Origin of the sequence: Brevundimonas diminuta, assembly GCF_050310045.1 — a bacterium.
GTDB classification, from domain to species: domain Bacteria; phylum Pseudomonadota; class Alphaproteobacteria; order Caulobacterales; family Caulobacteraceae; genus Brevundimonas; species Brevundimonas diminuta_F.
Genome location: NZ_CP190005.1, coordinates 1,501,637 through 1,527,616, shown reverse-complemented (window position 1 = coordinate 1,527,616; position 25,980 = coordinate 1,501,637). Strand labels below are relative to the sequence as shown.

The following is a 25,980-nucleotide window of genomic DNA, read 5'->3' as shown; positions in this document are numbered from 1 at the left end:
GGCCTGACGACATCTTGGCTTCTGTCGCGCTCGCCACTAGACAGGCCGCATGAAACAATCTGTGAAGCTGGTCGCCGGCAACTGGAAAATGAACGGTCTGGGCGCGAGCCTGGCCGAGGCTGAAACCCTCGAAAAGGCGCTGAAGGAACAGGCTGCGGCCTGCCGCGTGGCCCTGTGCCCGCCCGCCACCCTGATCGACCGGATGGCGCAGGCGCTGAAGGGCGGCGTCGTCGAAATCGGCGGGCAGGACTGCCACGCTGAAAGCTCGGGCGCCTATACCGGCTCGGTCTCGGCCGAGATGGTTCGCGATGCGGGCGCCGGTCTGGTGATTCTCGGCCACTCGGAACGCCGCGCCGGATTCGGCGAGACGGACGCCGATGTCGCCGCCAAGGTCGAGGCCGCGCTGGCCGCCGGTCTGGAGCCGATCATCTGCATCGGCGAGACGCTGCAGGAACGCGAGGCCGGGCAGGCGGTCGAGGTCGTCAGCCGTCAGGTCGCCGGTTCGCTGCCGTCTTCGCTGGCGGGCAAGGCTTTTGCTGTGGCCTATGAGCCGGTCTGGGCCATCGGCACCGGCCTGACGCCGACGCTGGAGCAGATTGAGGAAGTCCACGCCGCCGTGCGCGCCGCCATGGTCGCCCGGCTGGGCGAAGGCGGTCGCGCCCAGCCGATCCTGTACGGCGGCTCGGTCAAGCCGTCGAACGCGGCCGAGATTCTGGCTGTGGCCGAGGTCGGCGGCGCCCTGGTCGGCGGCGCCTCGCTGAAGGCCGAAGACTTCCTGGGCATCATCCGCGCGGCCTGACCGCGCGGACCATTTGCCCGAAACCTCCAACGGTGTTAGAGCCCGCCGCTTGATCGGCGCGCTTTTGCGCCCACATGAATGACGCCATGCTCCAGACCATTCTGCTCGTCGCGATGATCATCATCTCGGTCTCTCTGTCGGCCGTGATCCTGCTGCAACGTTCCGAGGGCGGCGCCCTGGGCATGGGCGGCGGGCCGTCGGGCTTCATGACGGCGCGTGGCGCGGGCAACCTTCTGACCCGCGTGACGTCGATTCTGGCGGTGGCCTTCTTCGTCTGCGCCATCGGCCTGACGATCGCGGGCAACTATGCGCGCGGTTCGCGTTCGGTGATCGACGCCGACGCCGTCGGCTCCATCGCCGTGGATCAGCCGCAACAGACGGCGCCTGCGCCGGAAGCCGCCCCGGCTGCGCCCGCCGCGCCGACCGCGCCGTCGCTGGATGACCTTGAGGCCAGCCTTCCGGCCGGCCAGCGCGCGCCCGCCAACTAAAGGCGACGTCGCCACCGAGTTCGGGGAAGCGCGCCGCAAGGCGCGCTTTCTTCTTTTGATCAACAGTTCGATTTTTCCTGGGCCCCTGCGCGCAGGACGAATCATGGAGTAAGGTGTCCGCCCATGGCTCGTTATGTGTTCATCACCGGCGGCGTGGTTTCCTCTCTTGGAAAAGGCCTTGCCTCCGCCGCTCTCGGCGCTCTTCTGCAGGCGCGCGGCTATAAGGTCCGCCTGCGCAAGCTGGACCCCTATCTCAACGTCGATCCGGGCACGATGAGCCCCTATCAGCACGGCGAGGTCTTCGTGACCGACGACGGCGCCGAGACCGACCTCGATCTAGGCCACTATGAGCGCTTCACCGGCGTCTCGGCGGCCAGGTCGGACAACATCACGACCGGTCGCATCTATCAGACCATCATCGAGAAAGAGCGTCGCGGCGACTATCTGGGCGCGACCGTCCAGGTGATTCCGCACGTCACCGACCAGATCAAGCAGTTCTGCCTGAACCCCGCCAAGACGGATGCGGGCGAGGATGTGGACTTCGTTCTGGTCGAGATCGGCGGCACCGTCGGCGACATCGAGGGGTTGCCCTTCTTCGAGGCGATCCGCCAGCTGGAGCAGGACCTGCCGCGCGGCCAGTCGTGCTTCGTCCACCTGACCCTGTTGCCCTTCATCAAGACTGCGGGCGAGATGAAGACCAAGCCGACGCAGCACTCGGTCAAGGAGCTGCGCTCCATCGGCATCCAGCCGGACATCTTGCTGTGCCGCTGTGAAGAGCCGATCCCGGCCGACGAAAAGCGCAAGATCGCCCAGTTCTGCAACGTCCGTCCCGACAGCGTCATTCAGGCGATGGACTCGGCCGACATCTACGCCGTGCCGCTGGACTATCACCGCGAGGGTCTGGACACGCAGGTGCTGGCTCATTTCGGCCTGACCGAGGCGCCCGAGCCGGAACTGAAGGGCTGGAATGAGATCGTCCGCCGTCGCCTGCACCCGGACGGCGAGGTCAACATCGCCGTGGTCGGAAAATACACCGTCCTGAAGGACGCCTATAAGTCGCTGATCGAGGCGCTGCAGCACGGCGGGGTGGCCAACAACGCCAAGGTGAACATCGACTGGGTCGAGGCCGACACCTTTGCGGGCGACCCGCAGGCCTGCGCCGAACGTCTGGAAGGCGCCCACGCCATCCTGGTGCCCGGCGGCTTCGGCGAACGCGGCGCTGAGGGCAAGATCGAGGCGGCGCGTTACGCCCGCGAGCGCAAGATTCCCTATTTCGGCATCTGCTTCGGCATGCAGATGGCGGTGATCGAGGCGGCGCGGAACCTGGCGGGCTTCCCCAAGGCGACCTCGACCGAGTTTGGCCCGGCGGACGAGCCTGTCGTCGGCCTGATGACCGAGTGGGTTCAGGGCAATGAGCGCGTGAAGCGTGAACTGGGCGGCGATCTGGGCGGCACCATGCGTCTAGGCGCCTATGACTCGACCCTGGCTGAAGGCTCGAAAATCGCAGAGATCTACGGCGCGACCGCGATCAATGAACGTCACCGTCACCGCTATGAGGTGAACATCAACTACCGCGAGGCGGTTGAGGAAAAGGGCGGCCTGTTCTTCGCTGGTCTGTCGCCCGACGGCGTCCTGCCCGAAACGGTCGAGCGCCGCGATCACCCGTGGTTCATCGGCGTCCAGTATCACCCGGAATACCGCAGCCGCCCCTTTGCGCCGCACCCGCTGTTCGCCAGCTTCGTCGCGGCGGCCCTGGTGCAGAGCCGTCTGGTCTGATCACGGACGTTTGTAGCGGCTGACGCCTGCCTCTGTGCCAAGCTGGAATTAACCTTTCGGGGGGCTCAGAATGGCAGGCGATATTCTCTACTTCCTGCACCGGCATTTCCGCGCGGTGTTTCTGATCGGCGCCACGATCAGCGTTTTGTCGCTGGGCGTGCTCGTTCGTGGTGTTCTGAGCCTGTTTTTCAGCGCCTGAGGCGTCGATCATTTGACGGGTCGGAGGCTACCGCGCCGCGCAGGCGACAAGGCTGACCTGATCCACTATCCCTGATCTCTGTCGGCGGGACGGATGACAGGGAGTTCAGCGGTGATCGAAGCTCAGCCGGTAGTTGTTGACGAAGTGGTGGTGACGGCGGCGCGGCTGCCGCCTGCTGCGGGCGAGGCGGCTTTTTCAGCCATCCGGCTGGACGAAGGCGTGCTGGCGCATGCCGCCCGTCTGGATGAAGCGCTGTCGAGCGTGCCTGCGGTGTCCCTGTTCCGGCGAACGTCCAGTCTGGCGGCCAATCCGACTACACAGGGCATATCCCTGCGCGCCATCGCGCCGTCGGGCGCGGGGCGGACGCTGGTGACGCTGGACGGCGTACCGATGAATGACCCCTTCGGCGGCTGGGTCATCTGGTCGCAACTGCCGACCGAAAGCCTTGAGAGCCTCGACATCGTGCGCGGCGCCGGGGCCGGTCCCTATGGTGCGGGCGCCCTGACGGGCGTGATCCAGTTGCGAGAGCGGGAGCGCGGCGGGGTGCTGTCGGCCTCGGTCGCTGAACGGGGAGGGGCGCGGCTGGCCGGATCTGGCGGCTTTGATATCGGGCAGGCGCGGCTGACGGCGTCCACCCTGTATGAGACCAGCGACGGCTATACGCCTGTGCGCGGCGCGGCGGCCGGGGCGGCGGATACGCCGCTGGATCTGGAAGCCCGTGCGGCGGCTCTGAGACTGGATGCCCCGCTGGGCGAGGCCAGTCTGTCGCTGCGGGGGTCCATCTATGACGAAGAGCGCGGCTCGGGTCTGGCGGGCGCCAGGTCCAGCGCCAGCGGCCATCTGCTGTCCGCCACGGCGGCGCGCAGGCCGGATGAAGGACGCTATGGCTGGCGGCTTCAGGCATGGCGGCGCGAAAGCGATTTCGCCAACACCTCGGTTGCTGTCGCGGCTGACCGCAACACCACCACGCCCGCCAATGACCAGTATGAAACCCCGGCGACCGGATGGGGCGTCAACGCCGCCCTGCGTCGTTCTGCGCGCGACATCGCAGGCGGGCGTCTGGAGTGGGAACTGGGCGCGGACGCCCGCTTCAACGAAGGCGAGACGCGAGAGCGCTTCCGCTACATGGGGGGAGAGTTCACCCGCGACCGCGTGGCGGGCGGCGAAACGTCCGTGGCGGGCCTCTATGGCGAGGGGTCATGGAGCGACGATCTGTGGCTGATCGCGGGCGGGCTGCGGCTGGATGGCTGGCGCAATGAGAGCGGCAAGCGGCGCGAATGGGATCGGGCGACGGGCCTGCTCACGCTGGACGAAACCGACCCGGACCGCTCAGGCGAAGTGGTCAGCGCCCGACTGGCGGCGCGGCGCTTTATCGGCGGGGGCTGGGCGGCGCGCGCGGCGGCCTATTCCGGTTTCCGTCCGGCGACGCTGAACGAATTGCACCGTCCGTTCCGCGTCGGCAACGACCTGACCGAGGCCAATGCCGCCCTTGTTCCCGAGACGCTGCAAGGCATTGAGGCAGGGCTGGTCTTCGAAGGTCAGATCTCGGCCTTCGGCGTCAATCTGTTCTGGAACCGGATCGAAGACGCCATCGTCAACGTCACCATCGCCGAGGGGCCAGGGACCTTCCCGCGTGCAGGCTTTGTTCCGGCGGGCGGCGTGCTGCGTCAGCGCCAGAACGCCGGGACCATTGAGGCCAAGGGCATCGAACTGACGGCGCGTCAGGCCCTGCGCGATGGGTTGAATCTGAACGGCGCCCTGTCGATCACCGACGCCCGCATGGACGGCGGTTCAGCGGCGCGGCAACTGACCGGCCTGCGTCCTGCGCAGGCGCCGATCTGGAGCGTGACCGGCGGCGTGGACTGGCAGGCGTCACAGCGTCTGGGGCTGTCGGCACAGGCCCGCTATGAAAGCAAGCGCTTCGAGGATGATCTGAACAGCCGTGTGCTGGGCGGCGCCGTCACCGTGGATGCCCGTGCGGAATGGCGGGCCGGGCCGCGCACCCTGTTGTGGCTGGCGGCTGACAATCTGTTCGATGCGGATGTAGAGGTGTCTGAAACGGCGGGCGGCGTGGCGGGATATGCGCCGCCGCGCACCCTGTCGCTGGGCATACGCCTGTCCTACTGAGAACTCGCTCAGGCGGCGGCTGAGGCGGCGGCTTCGGCGTTGGAGACGCGGTTCCGGCCTGTGCGTTTCGACGCATAGAGGGCTTCATCCGCCCGGCCGAGGAGCTGTTGGGCTGTTTCTCTGGCGTGGCGCAGAGCGAAGCCGACGGAAATTGTCACGGCGCCGAGATCGTCGTTGGTCGAGCGTCGTCGCAGGTTGCGCGAGGCGATCTCTTCACGGGCGGCGTTCAGGGCGGCCTCGATGGCGCCCGCTGTTTCGCGCGGGAAGATGACGGCGAACTCTTCGCCGCCATAGCGGGCGGCGATGCGCGGCGCGCGCGCGACCCGGCCAAGGACGCTGGCGACATAGCGCAGCACCTGATCGCCGGTCTGGTGGCCCCATGTGTCATTGAAGCGCTTGAAGTGGTCGATGTCGATCAGCGCCAGGCCTATCGGCGCGCCTTCGCTCTCGGCTTCCTTGCACATACGCTGCAATTGTTCATCAAAGGCCTTGCGGTTGGCCAGATTGGTCAGGGCGTCGGTCATGGCGTCGCGACGGACCTGCTCCAGATGATCGCGCAGCTTGATGACTTCACGGTTCGAGGATTCCAACCGCCTTTCCAGCGCCGACGTGTGCCGCCGGATCCGCCGTGTGGCGTCGCTTAGCGAGGTGACGATGACGCCCAGACTATCGGTATCAGGCGCCGAGGCGATACTGTCGACGGCCTGGGACAGGGTGTCGCCATAGTCGGCCTGGCTCTCGCGGGCCTTGTCGATGGCGGCGGCGACGGCGGCCAGTTCGCGGTTCAGCACGGCGCCGGCGTCGCGAATCTCTTCGGACAGGCGACTGCGAGGCAGAAACTCCGCCGCCAGCATTTCCGCCGTGGCGTCGGTGAAGGGCGCGTCGCCCGCCAGCAGCCGCGCCATTTCCTGCCCCAGCGCGCTGTCAGGCGCACTGAGATAATGCAGCCAGAGCTCGAAATTCAGCGGCGTCGGCCAGACCGACGCCCGCTGCATGGAGTCCACTGCCCGGTGAGCCAGCGCATAGGCCTCAGGGCTGCGGACGGTGGTTTCCACCTGACTGGACATGACTTTGGACGCCCTTGGGAAGTTCTGACAAGAAATCTAGCCTGCGCTTCCTAAACCGGGGTTTAATCAAAGTCGTCCGTTCAGTCTGTGAAAACGACCGGGCGCCGCAGGAAAGCCGGAACATCGTCGCCGAAGGCGCTGCCCCGGATTGGCGCAGCGACCGGGGCGGAAGCTGCGACAGGAGCCGGAGCGTCGGACTTCTTGCGGCTGCGTGAACGGCGCGGAGCTTCATCGGCCTTGGTCGGAGCGACTTCGCCAGCAGTTGAAACATCAGGTTCGACGATCTCGACAGGAGCGGCTTCGACGCTCTTGCGGGAGCGGCTGCGTTCGCCGCGTTCCGGACGGTCGCCGCGGCTGCGGCTGCGGCCCGAACGGCTGTCCTCGCGCGGACGGTCCTGAATAGAGGCGAAGTCGATGTCGTCCAGCGGCAGTTCGACCGGCTCTTTCTTGATCAGCTTCAGCACCTTGTCCAACGACTTGTCGTCGGCGGGCGTCACGATCATGAAGGCTTCGCCAAGGCGTCCGGCCCGGCCGGTGCGGCCGATGCGGTGGACGTAGTCGTCGGCGTGGTGCGGAACGTCATAGTTGAAGACGTGGCTGACGGCCGGGATGTCCAGGCCGCGCGCGGCGACGTCGGACGCGACCAGCAGTTTCAGTTCGCCGCTGCGGAAATCGGCCAGGGTCTTCATCCGCAACGACTGGTCCAGGTCGCCGTGGATCGGCGCGGCGTTGAAGCCGTGGACCTGAAGCGACTTGGCGACGATGTCGACTTCCGACTTGCGGTTGCAGAAGACGATGCCGTTCTGGACGTCGCCGCGTTGGACAAGGGCCCGCAGAGCCGTGCGCTTGGCCTTGGGGTCCGAGGTCGGCAGGCGGGTCACGTGTTGGGTGATGGTGTCGGCGGTCGTGGCTGGGCGCGAGACCTCGATCCGGGTCGGGTCCTTGAGGAACTGCTGCGTCAGGCGCGTGATCTCCGGCGGCATGGTGGCCGAGAAGAACAGGGTCTGGCGACGCGGCGGCGTCAGCTTGAAGATGCGCTCGATGTCCGGGATGAAGCCCATGTCCAGCATCCGGTCGGCTTCGTCGACCACCATCAGTTCGACCCCGGTCAGCAGCATCTTGCCGCGATCGAACAGGTCCAGCAGACGGCCCGGCGTGGCGATCAGCACGTCGACGCCCTTGTTCAGCGCGGCGACCTGGTCGCCCATGGAAACGCCGCCGATCAGCAGCACCCAGTTCAGCTTGGTGCCCTTGGCGTATTTGGCGAAGCTTTCGGCAACCTGGTCGGCCAGTTCGCGGGTCGGGGCCAGCACCAGGGCGCGCGGCATCCGGGCGCGGGCGCGGCCCGAAGCCAGGCGGTCGACCATGGGCAGGGTAAAGGCGGCGGTCTTGCCTGTGCCGGTCTGGGCGATGCCGAGGACGTCGCGTCCGGCGAGAGCCACCGGGATGGCCTGTTCCTGAATGGGGGTGGCGGTCGTGTAGCCGGTATCGGCGACCGCCTGCAGGGTCGTGGGCGAAAGGCCCAGCTTGGAAAACTCAGTCATGCAGTCCTGAAGGGACGGAGGATAACGTTCGCAAACGCCGTTAGCTGACGGAACCGCCCCTCTTGGGCGAGCGGGCGGCGCGCATCGCCAGTCCTGTTCCGAGCCTGCGGCCGTATAAAGAAAGCCCTACGCCTCAGTCAAGTATTTCTGTTCGTAATGGCCCCGCTTGGCAATGCCGCAGGCGGCTGTATGGTCAGCTTGGGGACTGGGAGAAGGATATCGAATGCGCGCTGCCGTATTGATCGCGGTGATGCTTGTCGCTCCAGTCAGCGCCAAGGCGTCGGATCGCGGCCGGGCTGTTGACGCCATGCAGGCGGCGTTCGGCAATACGGTTGTCTCCCACTATCCTGACGGGGATTGGGTCAAACACTGGTTTGATCGCGACGGGGCCTATCGCGCCCTGTTTTCAGACGGGCGCCGTCTGACGGCCCGTTGGGCGCGCGAGGGCGACAAGGTCTGCCTGAACGAGATTCGCCCCCGCATGATCATTTCGCGCTTCTGCACCCCGTATATCGAGGCGTCCGTGGGCGAGAGCTGGCCGGGGCGCGATCCACTGGGACGCCGCGTCCGCAATGAACTGGTCGCGGGACGGTAGATCAGGTTCGCTTCCAGGAAAAAACGCCCCCGTTCGCAAGAGCGGGGGCGTTTTCCTTTATTCGGCTTCGGCGGCCTTGGCTTTCTTGGCCGGAGCCTTCTTCGCGGCCGGCTTCTTGGCCGCGGGCTCCTTCTTCGCCGCGGGTTTTTTCGCAGCAGCCTTCTTGGCGGGCGCTTTTTTCTTCGGCGCGGCGCCGGCCTTGGCGGCCAGCAGGGGCAGGGCGGCCTCCATCGTCATGTCTTCGGGCGCCGTGCCCTTGGGCAAGGTGGCGTTGATCTTGCCCGACTTGACGTAGGGGCCGTAGCGCCCGGCCATAACCTGAACGGCCTCGCCCGTTTCCGGGTGAGCGCCCAGTTCCTTCAGCGGCGCGGCGGCTGACGCGCGGCCCGCTCGACCGGCTCGTTTTTCAGCCAGCAGGGCCACGGCGCGGTTCAGGCCGACGTCGAACACTTCCTCGATGTCCGCGACGTTGGCGTAGGTGCCCGCGTGCGCCACGAACGGACCATAGCGGCCCAGGCTGGCGGTGATCATCTTGCCGTCTTCGGGGTGCGGACCCACGTCGCGCGGCAGGCTGAGCAGGCGCAGCGCCTTCTCCAGGTCGATCGAGGCCGGGGACCAGCCCTTGGGCAGGGAGGAGCGCTTGGGCTTGTCCGCGTCCGGGGGCGTGGTTTCGACATAGGGGCCGAAGCGTCCGATCTTCAGGTGCACGGGCTGGCCGGTCGCTGGATCGACGCCCAGTTCGCGATCGCCGCTCTCGGCGCCGCCGTCGGCCGCATCAGGCGAGGCCACCGGGCGGGTGTATTTGCATTCAGGATAGCGCGAGCAGCCGATGAAGGCGCCGAAGCGGCTGGTCTTCAGGCTCAGCTGGCCTTCATGGCAGACCGGGCATTCGCGCGGGTTGGAGCCGTCGCCCTTGTCCGGGAAGATGTGGGCGCCGAGCGCCTCGTTCAGGTGGTCGAGGATGGCGGTGGTGCGCAGCTCGCCTGCGGCCTGGGTCGCGGCGTGGAAATCCTGCCAGAAGCGGCGCAGCAGGGTTTTCCAGTCCAGATCGCCCGCCGACACCTCGTCCAGCTGGGTCTCCAGCGCGGCGGTGAAGTCGTACTCGACCCACTTGGCGAAGAACTGCTCAAGAAAGGCTGTGACCAGCCGTCCCTTGTCCTCGGGATAGAAGCGGTTCTTGTCCATGCGGACGTATTCGCGGTCCCGCAGCGTCGTCAGGATCGAGGCGTAGGTCGACGGACGGCCGATCCCCAGCTCTTCCAGCTTCTTGACCAGGGTGGCTTCCGAGAAGCGCGGCGGCGGCTCGGTAAAGTGTTGATCGGTGCGGATAGCCTCGACCTTGGCCTTGGCGCCTTCCTTCAGCGCGGGCAGGCGGCCGCATTCGTCCTCGTCTTCCTCGGCGCCTTTCTGCTTTTCGTCGCGGCCTTCTTCATAGGCGGCGATGAAGCCGTCGAAGACCACGACCTGACCCGTGGCGCGCAGGCCTGTCCGGCCGTCCGGCGTTTCGATCTCGACCGTGGTGCGGTCCAGGCGCGCGGACTCCATCTGCGAGGCGATCATCCGCTTCCAGATCAGCTCGTACAGGCGCTGCAGGTCGTTTTCGAGCCGCAGGGTGTCGGGGCTGCGCAGGATGTTGGTCGGACGGATGGCTTCGTGCGCTTCCTGGGCGTTCTTGGCCTTGGTCTTGTAGTAGCGCGGCTCGGCCGGGACATAGGCGGGGCCGAAACGCTGGCCGATGGCCTCGCGGGCCTGGGCGATGCCTTCGGGCGTCACATAGACGCCGTCGGTCCGCATATAGGTGATCAGGCCGCCGGTGTCGTCGACGCCCTCGTACAGCTTCTGCGCCGCCTGCATGGTGCGCTGGGCGGTGAAGCCCAGCTTGCGCGCGGCTTCCTGTTGCAGGGTCGAGGTGGTGAAGGGCGGGGCCGGGGACCGCTTGGCCGGCTTCTTCTCGACCGACTTGATGGTGAAGTCGCCGCTGTGGACGGCCTCGCGCGCGGCTGTCGCCATCGCTTCGGACACGATGTCCAGACGCTGGACGCGCTTGCCTTTGTGCTTGACCAGACGGGCGGTGAAGGGCGGGCTGTCCGCGATCAGGTCGGCCTCGACCGACCAGTATTCCTGCGCCTTGAACCGCTCGATCTCCATCTCGCGGTCAACGACGATGCGCAGGGCGACCGACTGGACGCGCCCGGCCGAGCGCGCGCCCGGCAGCTTGCGCCACAGCACCGGCGACAGGTTGAAGCCCACCAGATAGTCCAGCGCCCGGCGCGCCAGATAGGCGTCCACCAGCTCCATATCCAGCTGGCGCGGGTTGGCCATGGCCTCCAGCACGGCGGACTTGGTGATGGCGTTGAAGGTGACGCGCTGGACATCCGTGTCCTTCAGCGCCTTCTTCTTGTTCAGGATTTCCAGAACGTGCCAACTGATCGCCTCGCCTTCGCGGTCGGGGTCGGTGGCCAGGATGACGCGGTCGGCGGCCTTGGCGGCCTCGGCGATCTCGGACAGGCGCTTGGACGCCTTGGCGTCGACCTCCCAGTGCATGGCGAAGTCATCGTCGGGCAGAACCGAGCCGTCCTTGGACGGCAGGTCGCGGACGTGGCCGTAGGAAGCCAGAACCTTATAGTCCGAGCCCAGGTATTTATTGATGGTCTTGGCCTTGGCGGGGCTCTCGACGATAACGAGATTCATGGCGCTCAATCGGGGGAAAACGGGGCGCGAACGTGGTTGCGGCGAGCGCGGAAGTCAATCGGCCCATTTTATATGAGCAACCTTTCCGGGTAACAACAGTTTACAAACTGCCTTTAGTTGTGTTTCTCTCAGACGTTCTCGGGAGGGTTGACGATGAACAAGGCAGCGCCAAAACGAAGAAAGACGACGAGCCCGGATCTGACGGATTATCCGGTCCGGGAGTATGTGGCGGCCATGGCGGCGGAACTCGCCGGAATGGCGCGCTGGGACGGTGATGAGCGATTGGCAGGACTGCTGGAAAACGCTGCGGACATGGCGCGCCGCGCGGCCCCCGCCTAGCTGTTTGATCTGGCGTTGTGGTTAAACAGCTTCGCCTTTAATCAAGGACGTCACGCCGGGCCGGAAGCCGGGCGCGCGATCGGTGTCGCCTGCATCGCCTGATCCGAGACGAAGGGGTTGCTGCGGCGCTCGGCCCCAAAGGTTGAATGCGGCCCGTGCCCCGGCACGAAGGTCACGTCGTCGCCCAGCGGCCACAGCTTGGTAGTGATCGCCGTCAGCAGGGCCTGATGGTCGCTGCGCGGGAAGTCTGTGCGCCCGACCGAGCCCTGGAACAGCACATCGCCGACCTGGGCGAAGCGGGCCTCGCGGTTGAAGAAGATCACATGGCCAGGCGTGTGGCCGGGGCAGTGGAACACTTCCCACGTCGTCTCGCCCAGCGTTAGAACGTCGCCATCCTCCAGCCACCGCGTGGGGGTGAAACTGCGCGCCTCGGGCAGGCCGTACTTCTGACCCTGCGTGGGAATCAGGTCGATCCAGAACTGATCTTCAGGATGAGGCCCCACGATGTCGAGGCCGGTCTTTTCCTGCATCTCGGCGGCGGCGCCCGCGTGGTCCAGGTGGCCGTGGGTGATCCAGATGGCCTCCAGCGTCAGGCCGCGACGCGCGACCTCGCCCAGGATGGCGTCGACCGAGCCGCCCGGATCAATGACGGCGGCCTTCTTCGTCTGCGTGCACCAGACGGTGGTGCAATTCTGCTGAAGCGGCGTGACGGGCGTGACGAAGACGCCGATGGGGGCTGATGACTGGCTCATGGACCATGAGATAGCGGCCCTCTGACCACAAAGGAACCGCGTTGCGTTGACGTTTCGGCCCCTTCTCGACATAAGGGCGGGCTCCGAGGCGCCGCTCCCGAAAGGGGCGGCCCTGTTGCTTTATCCACCGCGCGCCTTTGCGGCGTCGCCACAGAGCGTCAGATATCCGACCATGCAAGTCGTCGAAAAGTCGAACGAAGGCCTCAGCCGCGTGATTGCGGTGACCATTCCCGTCGCCGAGCTGAATGAAAAGCTCGAAGCCCGCATCAAGGAAGTGGCCCCCCAGATGAAGCTGAAAGGCTTCCGTCCGGGCAAGGTGCCTGCCTCGTACGTCAAGAAGACCTTCGGTCGCGACTTCATGGGCGAAATCATCAACGCCTCGCTGAACGAGACCAGCCAGGGCGCTCTGGACGAGCTGAAGCTGCGTCCGGCCGCTCCGGCCGAGATGAACCTGACCTCCGACATGGACAAGGTCATCGCCGGTCAGGAAGACCTGGCGTATGAAATGTCGCTGGAAGTCATGCCGGAATTCACCCCGGTCGACCCCAAGACCCTGAAGCTGACCCGCCCGACCTATGAAGCCACGGACGAAGATCTGGACGAGGCGCTGAAGGAACTGGCCTCGCAGGCCAAGTCCTACGAGGACAAGAAGGGCAAGACGGTCAAGGCCGCCGACGGCGACCAGCTGACCATCGACTTCCTGGGCAAGATCGACGGCGAGGCCTTCGACGGCGGCGCCGCCACCGACGCGGACCTGGTGATCGGCTCGGGCCGCTTCATCCCCGGCTTCGAAGAGCAGCTCAAGGGCGCCAAGGTCGGTGAAGAAAAGACCATCGAAGTGACCTTCCCGGAAGAGTACCAGGCCAAGCACCTCGCCGGTAAGGCCGCGACCTTCGACGTCACTGTCAAGGCCATCAAGGCCGAGGTCGAATCCAAGATCGACGACGAGTTCGCCAAGCGCATCGGCCTGGAGTCGCTGGACCAGCTGAAGGAACTGCTGAAGTCCAACCTGAACCAGCAATACGCCGGCGCCACCCGCTTCAAGCTGAAGCGCGCCCTGCTGGACGTGCTGGACGAAGGCCACGACTTCGCCCTGCCGCCGAAAATGGTGGACGCCGAGTTCGAAGGCATCTGGGCCCAGGTTTCGGCCGACAAGGACGCCGGCCAACTGCCGGAAGAAGACGCCAAGAAGTCGGAAGACGAACTGAAGGCCGAGTATCGCAAGATCGCCGAGCGCCGCGTGCGCCTGGGTCTGGTCCTGGCCGAGATCGGCCGCGCCAACAACGTCGGCGTGACGGATCAGGAACTGTCGAACGCCATCATGGCCGAAGCCCGCAACTATCCGGGTCAGGAAAAGATGGTGCTGGACTTCTACCGCCAGAACCCGAACGCCGCAGCCCAGCTGCGCGCCCCGATCTATGAAGAGAAGGTCGTCGACCTGATCGTCTCGGTCGCCGAGGTGAAGGACGAAGCCATCACCAAGGAAGAGCTGATGAAGGAAGAAGACGAGGCCTAAGCCCTTCTTCTTCAGGCCCTGAGCCTTGCGATCCCCGTCCCGGTTTTCCGGGGCGGGGATTTTGCTTTCCGGCGCCGCCTTGCGCCGAAGCCTCATGAACGCGATATCGTAGGGGACAGGCGCGCGCCGTGTGAGTCGCGTGACCTCCCTGAATTCGAGAAGGCCTTCATGCGCGATCCGATTGACTACATCTCCAATAACCTGGTGCCGATGGTGGTGGAGCAATCCAGCCGCGGCGAGCGCTCCTTCGACATCTTTTCGCGCCTGCTGCGCGAGCGGATCATCTTCCTGACCGGCCCGTTCGAGGACGGCATGGCCTCGCTGATCTGCGCCCAGCTGCTGTTCCTGGAATCGGAGAACCCGAAGAAGGAAATCAGCATGTACATCAACAGCCCCGGCGGTCAGGTGACCTCGGCGCTCGCGATCTACGACACCATGCAATACATCAAGTCGCCGGTCTCGACCGTGGTCATGGGCATGGCCGCCTCGGCCGGTTCGCTGATCCTGACGGCCGGTGAAGCGGGCCAGCGCATCGCCCTGCCGAACGCGCGCGTTATGGTGCACCAGCCCTCCGGCGGCTTCCGCGGCACGGCCTCGGATATCGAGCGCCACGCTGAGGACATCATCGCCACCAAGCGCCGCCTGAACGAGATTTACGTCCAGCACACCGGCCGCACCTATGAAGAGGTCGAGCGCACCCTGGACCGCGACCACTTCATGACGGCGGAAGAAGCCAAGGCCTGGGGCATCGTCGACCACGTCTATGACAAGCGCACCCAGGCTGATGACGACGGCGTGAAGGCTCCCTAAGCCTTAGAGCTTTCGTCTGCGACAATCTGCGAGGCGGAATCCGGCGACCGATTCCGCCTCGAATCGTGTTTGAGACTGGTTATCAGCGGGGAGGGCGCATCAATGGCGATGCAGTGGAGAGACGACGGTTTCCGATACGGCGCCGTCACGCGCGTGCTGCACTGGGCGATGGCCCTGCTGTTGGCGTGGCAGTTTGCGGGGATGGTCGTGAAGATCGTCGTCGGCAAGGCGCCGATCACCGCCTTCTGGGTCGGCACGCACAAGGGGATCGGCGTGATCCTGCTGACCCTCATCGTGCTGCGCGCCCTGTGGGGCCTCTACAACATGAAGACGCGCCCGGCGCACGGCGGAGGCTTCTGGGGTCTGGCGGCCAAGGCCGGACATCTGGCGCTCTACGCCCTGATGCTGATCGTCCCGGCGCTGGCTCTGCTGCGCCAGTATGGATCGGGCAAGCCGCTGGATGTGTTCGGCGTGCGCCTGATCGACGGCGGCTGGGCCGAAGTTTCGTGGATGACCGCCCCGGCCAACGCCGCCCACGGCCTGCTGGCCTGGGTGCTGCTGGCCGCCATCGCGGGCCACATCCTGATGGTGTTGGTCCACCGCTTCATCTGGAAAGACGACACGGTCGGCCGGATGATTGGCTAAGGAGTTTTCTTTTCAAGTGTCTGCAAGACCTGTCCGGCAGGTTTGTCTGACAGCTTCCTTCTTCTTCCGGTTACCGGCTGAACAGCCTTTCCAGCAGATTGCGCGGCTTTACGGGTTTCATTTCTGCGGCGGCGTCATCGCGGGGGGCGGCCTGAGCAGATCGGCTGACGCCCGCCGACGGCAGGAAGCCGCCGTCCCTCAGTGCCTGCTCAATGACCTCTTCGTCACAGACGACATCGGTACTTGATGGGGCGATCGCCAGGATTGCGGGCGCCGGAGTCCGGCCTTCGCCATCCATGAAGTGACGCGAGAAAACTCTCATGACGTGCGCCACGCCAACCTCACGGACCCCTCGCAGGTCAGGTTCAAAGTAGGCCCCTTGGCTGTGCGCCGAGGTGATGATCTCATAGGAGGGGAAGTAGCTGACCTGTGCATTCGCCCGGGATACTTCCCCGGCGGCTACGCGCAGGACAGACTTGGAATAGGAGGTGGCCGTCAATACGTGCTGATCCTCCTGGTGCGTCGCGATCAGCGGCACAGGCGAGACTGTCAGCAGGATGCGGGCGTCAGGGTTGATGCTTCGGATACGATCGCACAGGGCCTGAAGGTCGTCACAGACATCGCGCGATGAGAAGTTGATTTTCTCGTGCCGCGCCGGATCGAAGGAGCCTCCGCTGACTCCGGGCGCGGCCGCAAACACTGCGCCATCTTCCAGGCTGCGCCAGCCTTCAGTCAAGCCGAGCGTGAAGACGATGATGTCCGATTCGCCAAAGACGCGCCGGACCTGCGCCAGATGCTCCTTCGCCGCCGCGCGTACAGCTTCGGGCGATGCAAACCCATCCGGCTCGATCAATGGGCGGAAGGGGTCGACGAAGACGTCGCCACGAGCCCAGACGTCTTCCTTCGGATGAAAGGCGCCATAGGCCCGATCGAACAACTGCACAGCCTGGCGAACGGTGTAAATATTGCCATAGCGCGCCGAGAACAGTCCGAACTGACGGGCTGCCGCCTCATCAGCCGGCATGTCTTCCGGTGCGGCTTCCGCTACGAAATAGTTCAGACCTGAACGGGCCAGATGGCGCGCGATATGTTGGGCGAAACAACTGCCCATGGTCGCTACCTTCAGGTCCGGCGTGATGCGGAAAGGCGCCTCGACCATCGGATCTAGATGCCCCGGCGCAATCCACGAGACAGAGCGGGACCAGAAGCAGTGATCGGGGAGGGCGCGATAGGGATTGGTCATTGCATGCCTGCCATTTCGCGCATCGCCGTGTTCAGGACCGCATCGTCCAGCCGCGGAGACTGCCATTCATAAGCATTTTCAGCCTCATAGATCCGATAGCTTTCTTCCAGCCAGGCGCGCAGCGTGGAGAAGAAGGTGTCGGGGCCGATTTTCCAGACATAACTGCCGTCAATCCCGAACCGCCGGGCTATGTGCGGATACACCGGCCAGACGGTTCCAGTCGCCAGGGTGTCCTGCAAGGTTCGCTCCAACGGGGCGGAAATCAGGCTTTCATCCCCGCCGATTTGTCTCGCCACAAGACGCGAAAGTTGCACCATGGCGGCGCCTGTCGGGTGGTTGATTGTATGCATGAAGGGTCCAGTATGGACCAGCGCGCGAAAGAAGTCGTCGAACCGCACATCGACGGGCTCGAACCGTTGGCGCAACCTCGAAACGGAAGTGTTCCACCGATCGAAGTATCCGATGCGCTCAAACGTTTTTTCGTTGAATATCGATTCGCAATGATCGACCGATAGACGATTCTGGAATGACCACAGCGCAATATAGGAGTGATAATCCGATCTGCCGACTCCTGTAAGGTGTCGTCCCTCCGAATTGTTCACGTAAAGAATATCGGGATGGAATGCGTCAAACTCGACTTGTGGAATGCGGATCAAACGCGTCTGTGTCTCTATGGCGGAAATGACATTGTTTCCTGCGGAAGTAACCCAGACGTCGGCGCCTGCCACTGCCTGCTGGAGCTCCTCAAAACCCTTGCCTCCGGGCGCGGCAAGCAGGGCGATGTTGACGGAGGACTCTGGCAGCATGGCCTTGAGCGCCAAGGCGACCCCGGCCGTCTGGCAGTTGCTGGTTACGACAATGTTCTGCACGTATGAACTGCCTTGATGTCCGAAGCGGGAACCCTCCTGTATCTTCTGATCTGCAATGCGTCCATCATCAACTGTTATCAGAAGTTTTGATGAGCGAGCGAACGGATTTCTGCAAGCAGATGCGGCCTGATTGTACCTCATAATGGACAGGTCGCGCGTGATTCACGGGGGCGTGCCTGTCGTGCGGCCGCAAGACGGCATTTTCGGCTCCAGGCTTTGCTATCGTATTTTTGCGGAAGGCGCGACGCGATTTGCTGGGCGCGGCTCTGTCGGGCGAGCGGCTCGGCGCATGGTCGCGCCGTTCTCTTGCCGTGAACTGCGAACCCCCTTACGGAACGACATCTTCCAGCCTTCAGCGCCCATAGCTCAACCGGATAGAGCACCTGCCTTCTAAGCAGGGGGTTGCAGGTTCGAGTCCTGCTGGGCGCGCCACGCTTCAAATCCCATTTCAAGGTCGGCCATCAGGTCGGCGGGGTCTTCCAGACCGATATGCAGGCGCAGCAGTTCGCCCGGCAGCGCCGGCGCGTGCAGGCGATGGGCCAGTTGCGGTGTTTCGTGGGTGATCAGGCTTTCAAAGCCGCCCCATGAATAGCCCATGCCGAACAGGTTCAGCGCGCGCATGAAGGTGTGGGCAGCCGCCGTGTCGCCGCCCTTCATGACCACGCCCATCAGAGAGGCGGCGCCGGTGAAGTCGCGGCACCACAGGTCGTGGCCGACTGAACCGGGCAGGGGCGGATAGAGGACGTCGGCGACTTCTGGCCGTGCTTCCAGCCATTTTGCGACGGTCAGTGCAGATCGAGACTGAGCCTCATACCTCAGCGGCAGGGTTCGTATGCCGCGCAGCGCCAGCCAGGCGTCGTCGGGCGAGACGTGCCAGCCCATGTCTTCGATCGTATGGGCGATGGCGCGGGCGACAGGCGTTGAGCCTGCTGCGATTCCGCCCATCAGCAGGTCGGAATGGCCGCCGACATATTTGGTCAGGGCCTGAACGCTGACGTCGACGCCGTGCGCCAGCGGGCGGAAGGCCAGGCCCGCCGCCCAGGTGTTGTCCATGATCGTCAGGACGCCACGGTCCCGGCATGCGGCGGCCAGTGCGGGGACGTCCGCCATATCGAAAGTCAGAGAGCCGGGCGCCTCGATCAGCAGAACCCGCGTGCGCGGGGTCAGGGCGTTCAGAATGGCTTCGGTCGAGGCGTCGGCCGGGTGAAAGACGGTCTCCACGCCGCGCGCGGCCATATGGCGGGTCAGGAAACGCCGGGTCGGACCATAGACTGCGTCAGTCGTCAGCACGCCGTCGCCGGGGCGCAGCAGGGCGGTCAGCGGCACGGTGACGGCGGCCAGGCCGGACGGAACCAGAAAAGCCTCTGCGGCGCCTTCCAGCCCGGCCAATAGCGCCTGCAGTTCACGCGCGGGGGAGGTTCCATCCAGCCCATAGACAGGCCCGTCCGAGGCGTCCTGCATTTTGGCAGGGTCGTCGCTCAGCATCGTGGAGGCGCGCTCGAGGGGCGGATTGACCGGGCGTCGGCCCTGTCCGCGACGCGTGGCGCTGGAGATCAGCCGGGTTCGGTCGGAAATGGGCGGCATGGAAGCTCCGGCGGGTTGCGGTTCGCGGCCCAGAGGGCTCTAAACTGTCGCGGGGCGCAAGATGGAGCGGCGGAACGAATGCGGAGATGGCGAGGCGGTGCGCGTGTGACGCTCAAGGCGACGGCGGGCGCGGCGGTGATGCTGGCCCTGGCGACCGGCGCCTGTCAGAGATCGCCCGAACCACAGACGCAGGAGCAGCGTCAGCCTGCGCGTCAGGCCCCGGTCATTGCGTCGGATACCGAGCCCAGCGCTACTCTGGCTGCGGTGCGCCAGCGCGGTCGTCTGAACTGCGGCGTGCATGAAGGGTTGGTCGGCTTCGCCTATACGGACAATCGCGGCGCCTGGCGGGGCTTTGATGTCGACTTCTGCCGGGCCACGGCGGCGGCGATCTTCGGCGATCCGGATGCGGTCCGGTTCGTGCCGCTGACGACGGAACAGAGATTCGACGCTCTGCGCGACGGGCGGGTCGATGTGCTGTGGCGCAACACCTCATGGACCATGAGCCGTGATACGGGCGCGCAACTCAGCTTTGCCGGGATCAACTATTACGACGGGCAGGGCTTCATGGTGCGCCGCTCGCTGAACCTGAGCAGCGCGGCCGAGTTGAACGGCGCCCGGATCTGCGTCCAGTCCGGCTCGACCACTGAACTGAATGTCGAGGATTATTTCCGCCGTCGCGGTATCGAATACCGGCCGGTCGTCGTCGCCACCGAGGGCGAGGCGCGTCAGGCCTATGCTCGTGAGGAATGCGACGCCTTCACCGCCGATATCTCGGCGCTGGCGGCGGCGCGTACGACCCTGCCCAATCCGCAGCAACACGTCATCCTGCCGGATGTGATTTCCAAGGAGCCGCTGGGACCGGTGACGCGCAGCGGCGACGATCGCTGGACGGCGGTGATCCGCTGGACCCTGAACGCCCTGATACTGGCTGAGGAACTGGGCGTCACGCGAGCGAACGTCGGGGACATGACCAAGAGTTCAGCCGACCCGCGCGTCAAACGCCTGTTGGGCGAAGAGGGCGATTTCGGGCCGAGCATCGATCTGTCGCGGACCTGGGCGACCGACGCCATTTCGGCGGGCGGAAACTATGGCGAGATTTTCAGCCGCAATCTGGGCGCCCAGTCTTCGCTGGATCTGGATCGGGGCCTGAACGCCCAGTGGTCCGCGCGGTCCGGCGGGCTGATCTATGGCCTGCCGGTGCGGTGAAAAACGCTGACGGGACCGGCGCTGCTGTCGGCGCCGGTCCCGTGCTGTCCGGGAAATCAGGACATTGGATTGGGCGGCGTCCGGTCCGGGGGCAGGGGAATGAACTCCTGATCGTCCAGGTCGGGCAGCTTCATGCGCCTCGCACGCCAATCGGCCTTGGCCTGTTCGATCCGCTCCTTAGAGGACGAGACGAAGTTCCACTCGATGAAGCGCTCGCCCACCGGCTCGCCGCCCAGCACCATCAGGGTGGTCGGTTGCTGGGCCACGATTACCGAAGGCAGGCCCTTCTCAAGCACGGCCATCTGGCCGGGACCGACAGGACGGGCGTCGTCGATCTCGACCATGCCCTGAACCACATAGACGGCGCTTTCAGCGTGGTCCGTCGGGGTCTGGAAGCGGGCGCCCGGCTCCATTTCCAGGTGCATGTAATGCAGGGGCGAGAAGGTGCTGACGCCGGCCTTCATGCCCATCGTCTCGCCTGCAACCAGACGGCCCTTCACACCAGCCTCCATCCAGGTCGGCAGGTCGCCTGAGCCGACGTGCTGGAACGACGGATCGATTTCTTCCTGACCATTCGGCAGCGCCAGCCAGGCCTGAATGCCCTCAAGGCGGAGGCCTTCCATGCGCGCCCGTTCAAAGCGTTCGGAGTGGGTGACGCCGCTGCCGGCCGTCATCCAATTCACCTCGGCCGGGCGGATGTCCTGCTGAACACCCAGACTGTCGCGGTGTGTGATCTCGCCGTCGAACAGATAGGTCAGCGTCGAGATGCCTATGTGCGGATGCGGGCGCACATCGACGGTCTTGGGTATGCCCGCAGGCATGTCCACAGGCCCCATGTGGTCGAAGAAGACGAAGGGGCCGACTGTTCTGCGCTTCGCATAGGGCAGGACGCGACCAACCTCGAATCCGCCGAGATCCTTGCGGCGCTGGTCGATGATGAGTTCGATCATTGGATGCTCCTCTCGGTCGGCGGCGGCCCGGTAAACGCGCCGGGCCGCCGGTTGTTCTCTTTGTCAGGCGACTGCGGCGATGTCGCCGAAGCGGCCGCTGTTGAAATCCGTGATGGCCGTGCGGATCTCGTCCTCGCTGTTCATCACGAAGGGGCCGTAGCCGACGATGGGCTCGTCGATCGGCTCTCCGGTCAGGATCAGCAGGGTCGTGTCCGCATCGGCGTTCAGGGTCACGCTGTCGCCCTGACGGTCCAGCAGCAGGGCCTCGGCGGCGCCCGCGGGCTGGTCGCCGTTGACGGTGACATGACCCGACAGAACCACCACCATGGCGGTGTGCCCTTCCGGCAGATCCAGCGTCGTCTCGGCGTCCCGGTTCAACCGCACGTCCCACACGTTGATGGGGGTGAAGGTGGTGGCCGGGCCCTTTGACCCTTCCATCGCGCCGGCAATGATCCGCGCGGTCCCTGCATTGTCGGGCAGGGCGACGGACGGAATGTCGGCGTTCAGGATCGACTGGTAGCCGGGGCGGGTCATCTTGTCCTTGGCGGGCAGGTTGACCCACAGTTGAACCATGCGGAAGGGACCGCCGGTCCGCGCAAAGGCGGGCGAGTGGAACTCTTCGTGCAGGATGCTGCCGCCCGCCGTCATCCACTGGACGTCGCCGGGACCGATGACGCCGCCCTGGCCGGTGGAGTCGCGGTGCTCGACTTCGCCGTCATAGACGATGGTCACGGTCTCGAAGCCGCGGTGCGGATGCTGGCCGACGCCACGCCGCTTGTCGGTCGGCTCGAAATTGTGCGGACCGGCATAGTCGAGCAGCAGGAACGGGCTGACCTGCTTGCCCACTGCGTTGTAGGAAAACAGAGAACGTACGGGGAAACCGTCGCCGACCCAGTGGCCGCGGTCATTGCCGTAACGGCCCAGAACCTTCTTCATGGTCTTGTCTCCATTCGGTGTACCGGCCGTCAGAGGGGTGGCCGATCGCGTTGAAGACCATATGCCCATGAAACGATGAGGCGGACAGATTGCGAAATCGCCTCGCTGCGTTCTATCAATAGAACGATGAGAGACCTCAACGACCTCTATTATTTCGTGCAGGTGGTGGACCACCACGGCTTCGCCCCGGCCGCACGCGCGCTGGGGATGCAGAAGTCCAAGCTCAGTCGTCGCATCGCCGCGCTGGAAGACCAGTTGGGCACGCGGCTGATCCAGCGCTCATCGCGCAAATTCTCGGTCACCGAGATCGGCCAGGCCTACTACCAGCACTGCCTCGCCATGCTGGTCGAGGCCGAGGCGGCGCAGGCGTTGATCGATGGCGCCAGATCCGAGCCGTGCGGCACGATCCGGGTCGCCTGCGCGCCGGGCCTGCTGACCTATCAGATGAGCGGCCTGATCGTCCGCTTCATGGCCCTGTATCCCGAACTTGAGGTGCAGCTTCACAGCACCAGCCGTCGTGTGGACGTCATCGGCGAGGGCTTCGACCTGGCGATCCGCGTGCGCGAACCGCCGCTGGAAGAGACTGATCTGGTCATGCGCAAGCTGGACGAGAGCGTGCATCGCCTTGTCGCCAGTCCCGACCTGATCGCCCGCATGGGCGCCCCGACCGGCCCGGCGGACCTGGCGGGCTGGCCCAGTCTGGACTTCGGTCCGGCGCATCGTGACCACATCTGGACGCTGCATCACGCGGACGGGATGACAGCCTCGGTGCGCCATAAGCCGCGCCTGACCACTGATGACCTGCTCATGATGCACGATGCCGCCGTTCAGGGATTGGGCGTCGCCCTGCTGCCCACCGTGGCGGTCATGCGCGATATGGAGGTCGGACGGCTGGTCGATCTGTTGCCGGACTGGCGGCCCAAACGATGGATTGTCCACGCCGTCTTCCCATCACGACGCGGCCTGCTTCCGTCCGTGCGAATGCTGCTCGACTTCCTTGTCGCCGGGTGCGCCGAACATCAGGTCCACGGTGAAACGCCTGAGTCTCAGCGTTCGCCTGTTTCACGCCCCGGCTCATCGCGTTCCAGGCTCATAGCCCATTTTCAATAATTTCCGTCGGCGATACCCGTTGAGAAATATGTCTGTCACCGTTGTGGAGATTTAGTCGACAAGCCTGTAGGGGTTCCATTAGTGCGCTATAATTGCTTGATATTAAGATCGATGCGGTGTTTATTTCAAAATAAGTAATGTTTATCCTTGCTTGTTGTGCCGTTGTGGCTCATCGTTTGTATGTCGATATCTCTGCGTAACGCCCTATTTCTTTGCGACGCATCGAGATTTCCGTTTCCTTAGACCCGACAGCCCTCTGGACTTTTCCAGGGGCAAATTTTTCGGAGGTCATTGAAATGGCTACTGGTATTGTTAAATGGTTTAACCCCACCAAGGGTTTTGGTTTTATCGCGCCTGACGCTGGCGGCGGTGACGTCTTTGTTCACGTTTCTGCTGTCGAGCGCGCAGGTCTTGGTAGCCTGAACGAAGGCCAGGCTCTGTCGTACGAGGTTGAACATGATCAACGCTCCGGCAAGGCTTCGGCAGGTCAGCTCCAGGTCGCATAAGCGAACATCCGGTTTACTGGAACTATCGAGGTCCGCTCTTTTCGGAGGGCGGGCCTTTCTTCGTTTATGCGGGGGCGTCCTTGACCTCGGCGGCTTTATTTGCCGCCGTCTGAATGTGGTCTTCAAACGTCCAGGTCGGCCTGGGCGAAGCGGGCGTTTTCCTGGATGAAGTTGTAGCGGGCCTCGGCCTTGCGGCCCATCAGGCGCTCGACCAGATCCTCGATTTCTTCCTCGCTGTCGGGGAGGGCGATGCGGGCCAGGGTCCGCTTCTTCGGGTCCATGGTGGTCTCTTTCAGCTGAGAGGCCATCATCTCGCCCAGGCCCTTGAACCGGCCGATCTCGGTCTTCTTGCCCTTGAAGGTCGTGGCCAGCAGCTCGTCGCGGTGGGCGTCGTCGCGGGCGTATTCCGACAGCGGCCCCGCCGAAATCCGATAGAGCGGCGGCAGGGCCATATACAGCCGCCCCTGACGGATCAGGTCCGGCATCGAGCGATAGAAGAAGGTGATCAGCAGGGCCGCGATGTGGGCGCCGTCGACGTCGGCGTCGGTCATGATGACCACGCGCTCATAGCGCAGGTCGTCGACGCTGAAGCGGCTGCCCGCCTGCACGCCCAGCGCCAGCATCAGGTCGGTCAGTTCGACGTTGGCGCGCAGCTTGTCCGCCGTGGCCGAGGCGACGTTCAGGATCTTGCCGCGCAGGGGCAGGATGGCCTGGGTCGTGCGGTCGCGCGCCTGCTTGGCCGAGCCGCCGGCCGAGTCGCCCTCGACGATGAACAGTTCGGTGCCCTCGGCGGCTTGCCGCGAGCAGTCCGACAGCTTGCCGGGCAGGCGCAGCTTGCGCGTGGCGGCGGCGCGCTGGACTTCCTTGTCCTTGCGGCGGCGCAGGCGGTCCTCGGCGCGGTCGACGACGAATCCGAGCAGGGCGTTGGCCTGTTTCGGGCTTTCGGTCAGCCAGTGGTCGAACGGGTCGCGCAGCAGTTGTTCGGCCAGACGCGCACCCTCGGGCGAGGACAGGCGGTCCTTGGTCTGGCCCTGGAATTCCGGGTTGCGGATGAAGATGGAGATCAGGGCGCCCGCATTGGCGATGACGTCCTCGGCCGTGATCTGGGCGGCGCGCTTCTCATTGGTCAGCTCGCCATAGGCCTTCAGGCCCTTGACCAGTGCGGCGCGGAAACCCGCCTCGTGCGTGCCGCCGTCGGGCGTCGAGACGGTGTTGCAGTAGGAGGCGACGAAGCTGTCAGCGTCGCCGAAGCCGATCGGCGACCAGGTGACGGCCCATTCCAGCGCGCCCGCCTCACCCTTGCGCTCGACGCGCCCGGCGAAGACGGGAGTGACGGTTTCCAGTTCGCCCACGCGCTCGGCCAGGGCGTCGGCCAGACCGCCGGGGAAGTGCAGCGTCGCCTGTGCAGGGGTGGCGTCCGTGATGCGTTCCGGCGCGCAGGTCCAGCGGATTTCGACGCCGCGGAACAGATAGGCCTTGGCCCGCGTCATGCGGAACAGGCGGGCGGGCTTGAAGGCGGCGCCGACGCCGAAGATCTGTTCGTCCGGCTTGAACCGGATCAGGGTGCCCTTCTTCTTCGACGGGCCGACCTGCTGGATCGGTCCCTGCGACAGGCCGCGGCTGAAGGACTGCCGCCACTCGAAGCCGTCGCGCCAGACGGTGACGTCCAGGCTTTCCGACAGGGCGTTGACGACCGAGACGCCGACGCCGTGCAGGCCGCCCGATGTCTCATAGGCCTTGCCCGAGAATTTGCCGCCCGAATGCAGCACCGTCATGACGACTTCCAGCGCCGACTTGCCGGGGTGCTTGGGATGAGGGTCGACCGGGATGCCGCGCCCGTCGTCGCGGACTGACAGATAGCCTTCGGCGTCCAGATCGACGGTGATCAGCCTGGCGTGCTTGGCGACGGCTTCATCCATCGCATTGTCCAGCACTTCGGCGAACAGATGGTGCAGGGCGCGTTCGTCGGTGCCGCCGATATACATGCCGGGGCGTTTGCGGACGGGTTCCAGCCCTTCCAGCACTTCGATCGAGGAGGCGGAATAACCGGTAGCGGCCGCCTCGGTCGCCGTCGCCGAGACGACAGGCGTCTTCACGACCTTGGGCTCAGGCGCGGCCGGAGCCGCCGCCACAGGAGCGGGCGTCGCAGCGGGCGCCCGGGGAGCAGCAGGGGCGGCGGGCTTGGCCGGTTCGGCGTCGTCGATGTTGGAAAACAGGTCGTCCATCAG

The 25,980-nt window shown here is 65.1% G+C and carries 23 protein-coding genes and 1 tRNA gene; 14 read left to right on the top strand and 10 right to left on the bottom strand.

All coding sequences use genetic code 11. The features are described from left to right. The first annotated feature begins 49 nt into the window (after window positions 1-49). The 5 genes from tpiA to ACORJG_RS07405 all read left to right on the top strand — a co-directional run bounded on the left by tpiA (window position 50) and on the right by ACORJG_RS07405 (window position 5,389). Window positions 50-799 (top strand): triose-phosphate isomerase, encoded by a 750-nt coding sequence (tpiA, locus tag ACORJG_RS07425; RefSeq protein ID WP_427792788.1) that lies wholly within the window; start codon window positions 50-52, stop codon window positions 797-799. Window positions 800-873: 74 nt separating this feature from the next. Next, window positions 874-1,287 (top strand): preprotein translocase subunit SecG, encoded by a 414-nt coding sequence (gene secG / locus ACORJG_RS07420; protein ID WP_427792786.1) that lies wholly within the window; start codon window positions 874-876, stop codon window positions 1,285-1,287. Window positions 1,288-1,410: 123 nt separating this feature from the next. After that, window positions 1,411-3,063, top strand: coding sequence for a CTP synthase (locus ACORJG_RS07415; RefSeq protein WP_427792784.1), 1,653 nt, complete (start codon window positions 1,411-1,413; stop codon window positions 3,061-3,063). 70 nt (window positions 3,064-3,133) lie between these two features. After that, window positions 3,134-3,262, top strand: coding sequence for a hypothetical protein (locus ACORJG_RS07410; RefSeq protein ID WP_427792782.1), 129 nt, complete (start codon window positions 3,134-3,136; stop codon window positions 3,260-3,262). A gap of 111 nt (window positions 3,263-3,373) precedes the next feature. After that, the gene (locus ACORJG_RS07405) at window positions 3,374-5,389 is read left to right on the top strand and encodes a TonB-dependent receptor (RefSeq protein ID WP_427792781.1); all 2,016 of its coding nucleotides are present in this window, start codon (window positions 3,374-3,376) and stop codon (window positions 5,387-5,389) included. Between the two features lie 8 nt (window positions 5,390-5,397). Here ACORJG_RS07405 and ACORJG_RS07400 read toward each other — a convergent pair whose 3' ends face one another. Continuing rightward, the gene (locus ACORJG_RS07400; protein WP_427792780.1) at window positions 5,398-6,456 is read right to left on the bottom strand and encodes a GGDEF domain-containing protein; all 1,059 of its coding nucleotides are present in this window, start codon (window positions 6,454-6,456) and stop codon (window positions 5,398-5,400) included. Window positions 6,457-6,536: 80 nt separating this feature from the next. Next, a complete protein-coding gene (locus ACORJG_RS07395; protein WP_427792779.1) occupies window positions 6,537-8,000 on the bottom strand; it encodes a DEAD/DEAH box helicase in 1,464 nt (487 codons plus the stop codon). A gap of 223 nt (window positions 8,001-8,223) precedes the next feature. Between ACORJG_RS07395 and ACORJG_RS07390 the strand changes: the two genes are divergently transcribed. Next, on the top strand, window positions 8,224-8,595 hold the full coding sequence (locus ACORJG_RS07390) for a hypothetical protein (RefSeq protein ID WP_427792778.1): 372 nt from the start codon (window positions 8,224-8,226) through the stop codon (window positions 8,593-8,595). Between the two features lie 57 nt (window positions 8,596-8,652). On the opposite strand, the gene topA is transcribed toward ACORJG_RS07390, so the two are convergent. Next, window positions 8,653-11,286, bottom strand: a complete 2,634-nt coding sequence (gene topA, locus ACORJG_RS07385) for a type I DNA topoisomerase (RefSeq protein WP_427792777.1) — start codon at window positions 11,284-11,286, stop codon at window positions 8,653-8,655. Between the two features lie 153 nt (window positions 11,287-11,439). On the opposite strand from topA, the gene ACORJG_RS07380 reads away from it, so the two are divergent. Further along, the gene (locus ACORJG_RS07380; protein ID WP_427792776.1) at window positions 11,440-11,625 is read left to right on the top strand and encodes a hypothetical protein; all 186 of its coding nucleotides are present in this window, start codon (window positions 11,440-11,442) and stop codon (window positions 11,623-11,625) included. A 50-nt stretch (window positions 11,626-11,675) separates the two neighbouring features. Here the strand turns inward: ACORJG_RS07380 and ACORJG_RS07375 are convergent, their stop codons facing one another. Next, on the bottom strand, window positions 11,676-12,377 hold the full coding sequence (locus ACORJG_RS07375) for an MBL fold metallo-hydrolase (RefSeq protein WP_427792775.1): 702 nt from the start codon (window positions 12,375-12,377) through the stop codon (window positions 11,676-11,678). 172 nt (window positions 12,378-12,549) lie between these two features. Between ACORJG_RS07375 and tig the strand changes: the two genes are divergently transcribed. The 3 genes from tig (at window position 12,550) to ACORJG_RS07360 (ending at window position 15,348) form a co-directional block, all read left to right on the top strand. Beyond that, the gene (gene tig, locus ACORJG_RS07370; protein WP_427792774.1) at window positions 12,550-13,893 is read left to right on the top strand and encodes a trigger factor; all 1,344 of its coding nucleotides are present in this window, start codon (window positions 12,550-12,552) and stop codon (window positions 13,891-13,893) included. A 168-nt stretch (window positions 13,894-14,061) separates the two neighbouring features. Further along, on the top strand, window positions 14,062-14,703 hold the full coding sequence (locus ACORJG_RS07365; protein WP_003165321.1) for an ATP-dependent Clp protease proteolytic subunit: 642 nt from the start codon (window positions 14,062-14,064) through the stop codon (window positions 14,701-14,703). Between the two features lie 102 nt (window positions 14,704-14,805). Continuing rightward, window positions 14,806-15,348 carry a cytochrome b gene (locus ACORJG_RS07360; RefSeq protein ID WP_427792772.1) on the top strand — a complete coding sequence of 181 codons (543 nt, stop codon included), beginning with the start codon at window positions 14,806-14,808 and terminating at the stop codon, window positions 15,346-15,348. A 70-nt stretch (window positions 15,349-15,418) separates the two neighbouring features. On the opposite strand, the gene ACORJG_RS07355 is transcribed toward ACORJG_RS07360, so the two are convergent. Both ACORJG_RS07355 and ACORJG_RS07350 read right to left on the bottom strand, forming a co-directional pair. Next, window positions 15,419-16,591 (bottom strand): GSCFA domain-containing protein, encoded by a 1,173-nt coding sequence (locus tag ACORJG_RS07355; protein ID WP_427792770.1) that lies wholly within the window; start codon window positions 16,589-16,591, stop codon window positions 15,419-15,421. After that, window positions 16,588-17,460 carry a WcbI family polysaccharide biosynthesis putative acetyltransferase gene (locus tag ACORJG_RS07350; protein WP_427792769.1) on the bottom strand — a complete coding sequence of 291 codons (873 nt, stop codon included), beginning with the start codon at window positions 17,458-17,460 and terminating at the stop codon, window positions 16,588-16,590. Before ACORJG_RS07350 ends, ACORJG_RS07355 begins: the two co-directional genes overlap by 4 nt. 355 nt (window positions 17,461-17,815) lie before the next feature. Here ACORJG_RS07350 and ACORJG_RS07345 point away from each other — a divergent pair. Next, window positions 17,816-17,892 (top strand) — tRNA-Arg (locus ACORJG_RS07345). Here ACORJG_RS07345 and metC read toward each other — a convergent pair. Beyond that, complete coding sequence (gene metC / locus ACORJG_RS07340; protein WP_427792993.1) at window positions 17,851-19,044, bottom strand: cystathionine beta-lyase; 1,194 nt, start codon at window positions 19,042-19,044, stop codon at window positions 17,851-17,853. The two genes, ACORJG_RS07345 and metC, sit on opposite strands and share 42 nt — an antisense overlap. Before the next feature lie 78 nt (window positions 19,045-19,122). Between metC and ACORJG_RS07335 the strand changes: the two genes are divergently transcribed. Beyond that, window positions 19,123-20,250 carry an amino acid ABC transporter substrate-binding protein gene (locus tag ACORJG_RS07335; RefSeq protein ID WP_427792767.1) on the top strand — a complete coding sequence of 376 codons (1,128 nt, stop codon included), beginning with the start codon at window positions 19,123-19,125 and terminating at the stop codon, window positions 20,248-20,250. Between the two features lie 56 nt (window positions 20,251-20,306). On the opposite strand, the gene ACORJG_RS07330 is transcribed toward ACORJG_RS07335, so the two are convergent. After that, on the bottom strand, window positions 20,307-21,200 hold the full coding sequence (locus tag ACORJG_RS07330) for a pirin family protein (protein ID WP_427792765.1): 894 nt from the start codon (window positions 21,198-21,200) through the stop codon (window positions 20,307-20,309). A gap of 63 nt (window positions 21,201-21,263) precedes the next feature. After that, complete coding sequence (locus ACORJG_RS07325) at window positions 21,264-22,136, bottom strand: pirin family protein (protein ID WP_427792764.1); 873 nt, start codon at window positions 22,134-22,136, stop codon at window positions 21,264-21,266. Window positions 22,137-22,262: 126 nt separating this feature from the next. Here ACORJG_RS07325 and ACORJG_RS07320 point away from each other — a divergent pair, with 126 nt between their 5' ends. Together ACORJG_RS07320 and ACORJG_RS07315 are read left to right on the top strand one after the other, a co-directional pair. Next, complete coding sequence (locus tag ACORJG_RS07320) at window positions 22,263-23,246, top strand: LysR substrate-binding domain-containing protein (protein ID WP_427792762.1); 984 nt, start codon at window positions 22,263-22,265, stop codon at window positions 23,244-23,246. A 296-nt stretch (window positions 23,247-23,542) separates the two neighbouring features. After that, window positions 23,543-23,752: a cold-shock protein gene (locus tag ACORJG_RS07315; protein WP_427792760.1), complete on the top strand. Its 210-nt coding sequence runs from the start codon at window positions 23,543-23,545 to the stop codon at window positions 23,750-23,752. A gap of 122 nt (window positions 23,753-23,874) precedes the next feature. Here ACORJG_RS07315 and ACORJG_RS07310 read toward each other — a convergent pair whose 3' ends face one another. Then, a complete protein-coding gene (locus tag ACORJG_RS07310; protein WP_427792758.1) occupies window positions 23,875-25,977 on the bottom strand; it encodes a DNA topoisomerase IV subunit B in 2,103 nt (700 codons plus the stop codon). Window positions 25,978-25,980 lie beyond the last annotated feature (3 nt).

Excerpts from the sequence above, each read along its gene's own strand:
- tpiA (WP_427792788.1), top strand. The coding sequence starts at position 50 with ATGAAACAATCTGTGAAGCTGGTCGCCGGCAACTGGAAAATGAACGGT.
- secG (WP_427792786.1), top strand. The coding sequence starts at position 874 with ATGAATGACGCCATGCTCCAGACCATTCTGCTCGTCGCGATGATCATC.
- ACORJG_RS07415 (WP_427792784.1), top strand. The coding sequence starts at position 1,411 with ATGGCTCGTTATGTGTTCATCACCGGCGGCGTGGTTTCCTCTCTTGGA.
- ACORJG_RS07410 (WP_427792782.1), top strand. The coding sequence starts at position 3,134 with ATGGCAGGCGATATTCTCTACTTCCTGCACCGGCATTTCCGCGCGGTG.
- ACORJG_RS07400 (WP_427792780.1), bottom strand. The coding sequence starts at position 6,456 with ATGTCCAGTCAGGTGGAAACCACCGTCCGCAGCCCTGAGGCCTATGCG.
- ACORJG_RS07395 (WP_427792779.1), bottom strand. The coding sequence starts at position 8,000 with ATGACTGAGTTTTCCAAGCTGGGCCTTTCGCCCACGACCCTGCAGGCG.
- ACORJG_RS07390 (WP_427792778.1), top strand. The coding sequence starts at position 8,224 with ATGCGCGCTGCCGTATTGATCGCGGTGATGCTTGTCGCTCCAGTCAGC.
- topA (WP_427792777.1), bottom strand. The coding sequence starts at position 11,286 with ATGAATCTCGTTATCGTCGAGAGCCCCGCCAAGGCCAAGACCATCAAT.
- ACORJG_RS07380 (WP_427792776.1), top strand. The coding sequence starts at position 11,440 with ATGAACAAGGCAGCGCCAAAACGAAGAAAGACGACGAGCCCGGATCTG.
- ACORJG_RS07375 (WP_427792775.1), bottom strand. The coding sequence starts at position 12,377 with ATGAGCCAGTCATCAGCCCCCATCGGCGTCTTCGTCACGCCCGTCACG.
- tig (WP_427792774.1), top strand. The coding sequence starts at position 12,550 with ATGCAAGTCGTCGAAAAGTCGAACGAAGGCCTCAGCCGCGTGATTGCG.
- ACORJG_RS07365 (WP_003165321.1), top strand. The coding sequence starts at position 14,062 with ATGCGCGATCCGATTGACTACATCTCCAATAACCTGGTGCCGATGGTG.
- ACORJG_RS07360 (WP_427792772.1), top strand. The coding sequence starts at position 14,806 with ATGGCGATGCAGTGGAGAGACGACGGTTTCCGATACGGCGCCGTCACG.
- ACORJG_RS07355 (WP_427792770.1), bottom strand. The coding sequence starts at position 16,591 with ATGACCAATCCCTATCGCGCCCTCCCCGATCACTGCTTCTGGTCCCGC.
- metC (WP_427792993.1), bottom strand. The coding sequence starts at position 19,044 with ATGCCGCCCATTTCCGACCGAACCCGGCTGATCTCCAGCGCCACGCGT.
- ACORJG_RS07335 (WP_427792767.1), top strand. The coding sequence starts at position 19,123 with ATGCGGAGATGGCGAGGCGGTGCGCGTGTGACGCTCAAGGCGACGGCG.
- ACORJG_RS07330 (WP_427792765.1), bottom strand. The coding sequence starts at position 21,200 with ATGATCGAACTCATCATCGACCAGCGCCGCAAGGATCTCGGCGGATTC.
- ACORJG_RS07325 (WP_427792764.1), bottom strand. The coding sequence starts at position 22,136 with ATGAAGAAGGTTCTGGGCCGTTACGGCAATGACCGCGGCCACTGGGTC.
- ACORJG_RS07320 (WP_427792762.1), top strand. The coding sequence starts at position 22,263 with ATGAGAGACCTCAACGACCTCTATTATTTCGTGCAGGTGGTGGACCAC.
- ACORJG_RS07315 (WP_427792760.1), top strand. The coding sequence starts at position 23,543 with ATGGCTACTGGTATTGTTAAATGGTTTAACCCCACCAAGGGTTTTGGT.
- ACORJG_RS07310 (WP_427792758.1), bottom strand. The coding sequence starts at position 25,977 with ATGGACGACCTGTTTTCCAACATCGACGACGCCGAACCGGCCAAGCCC.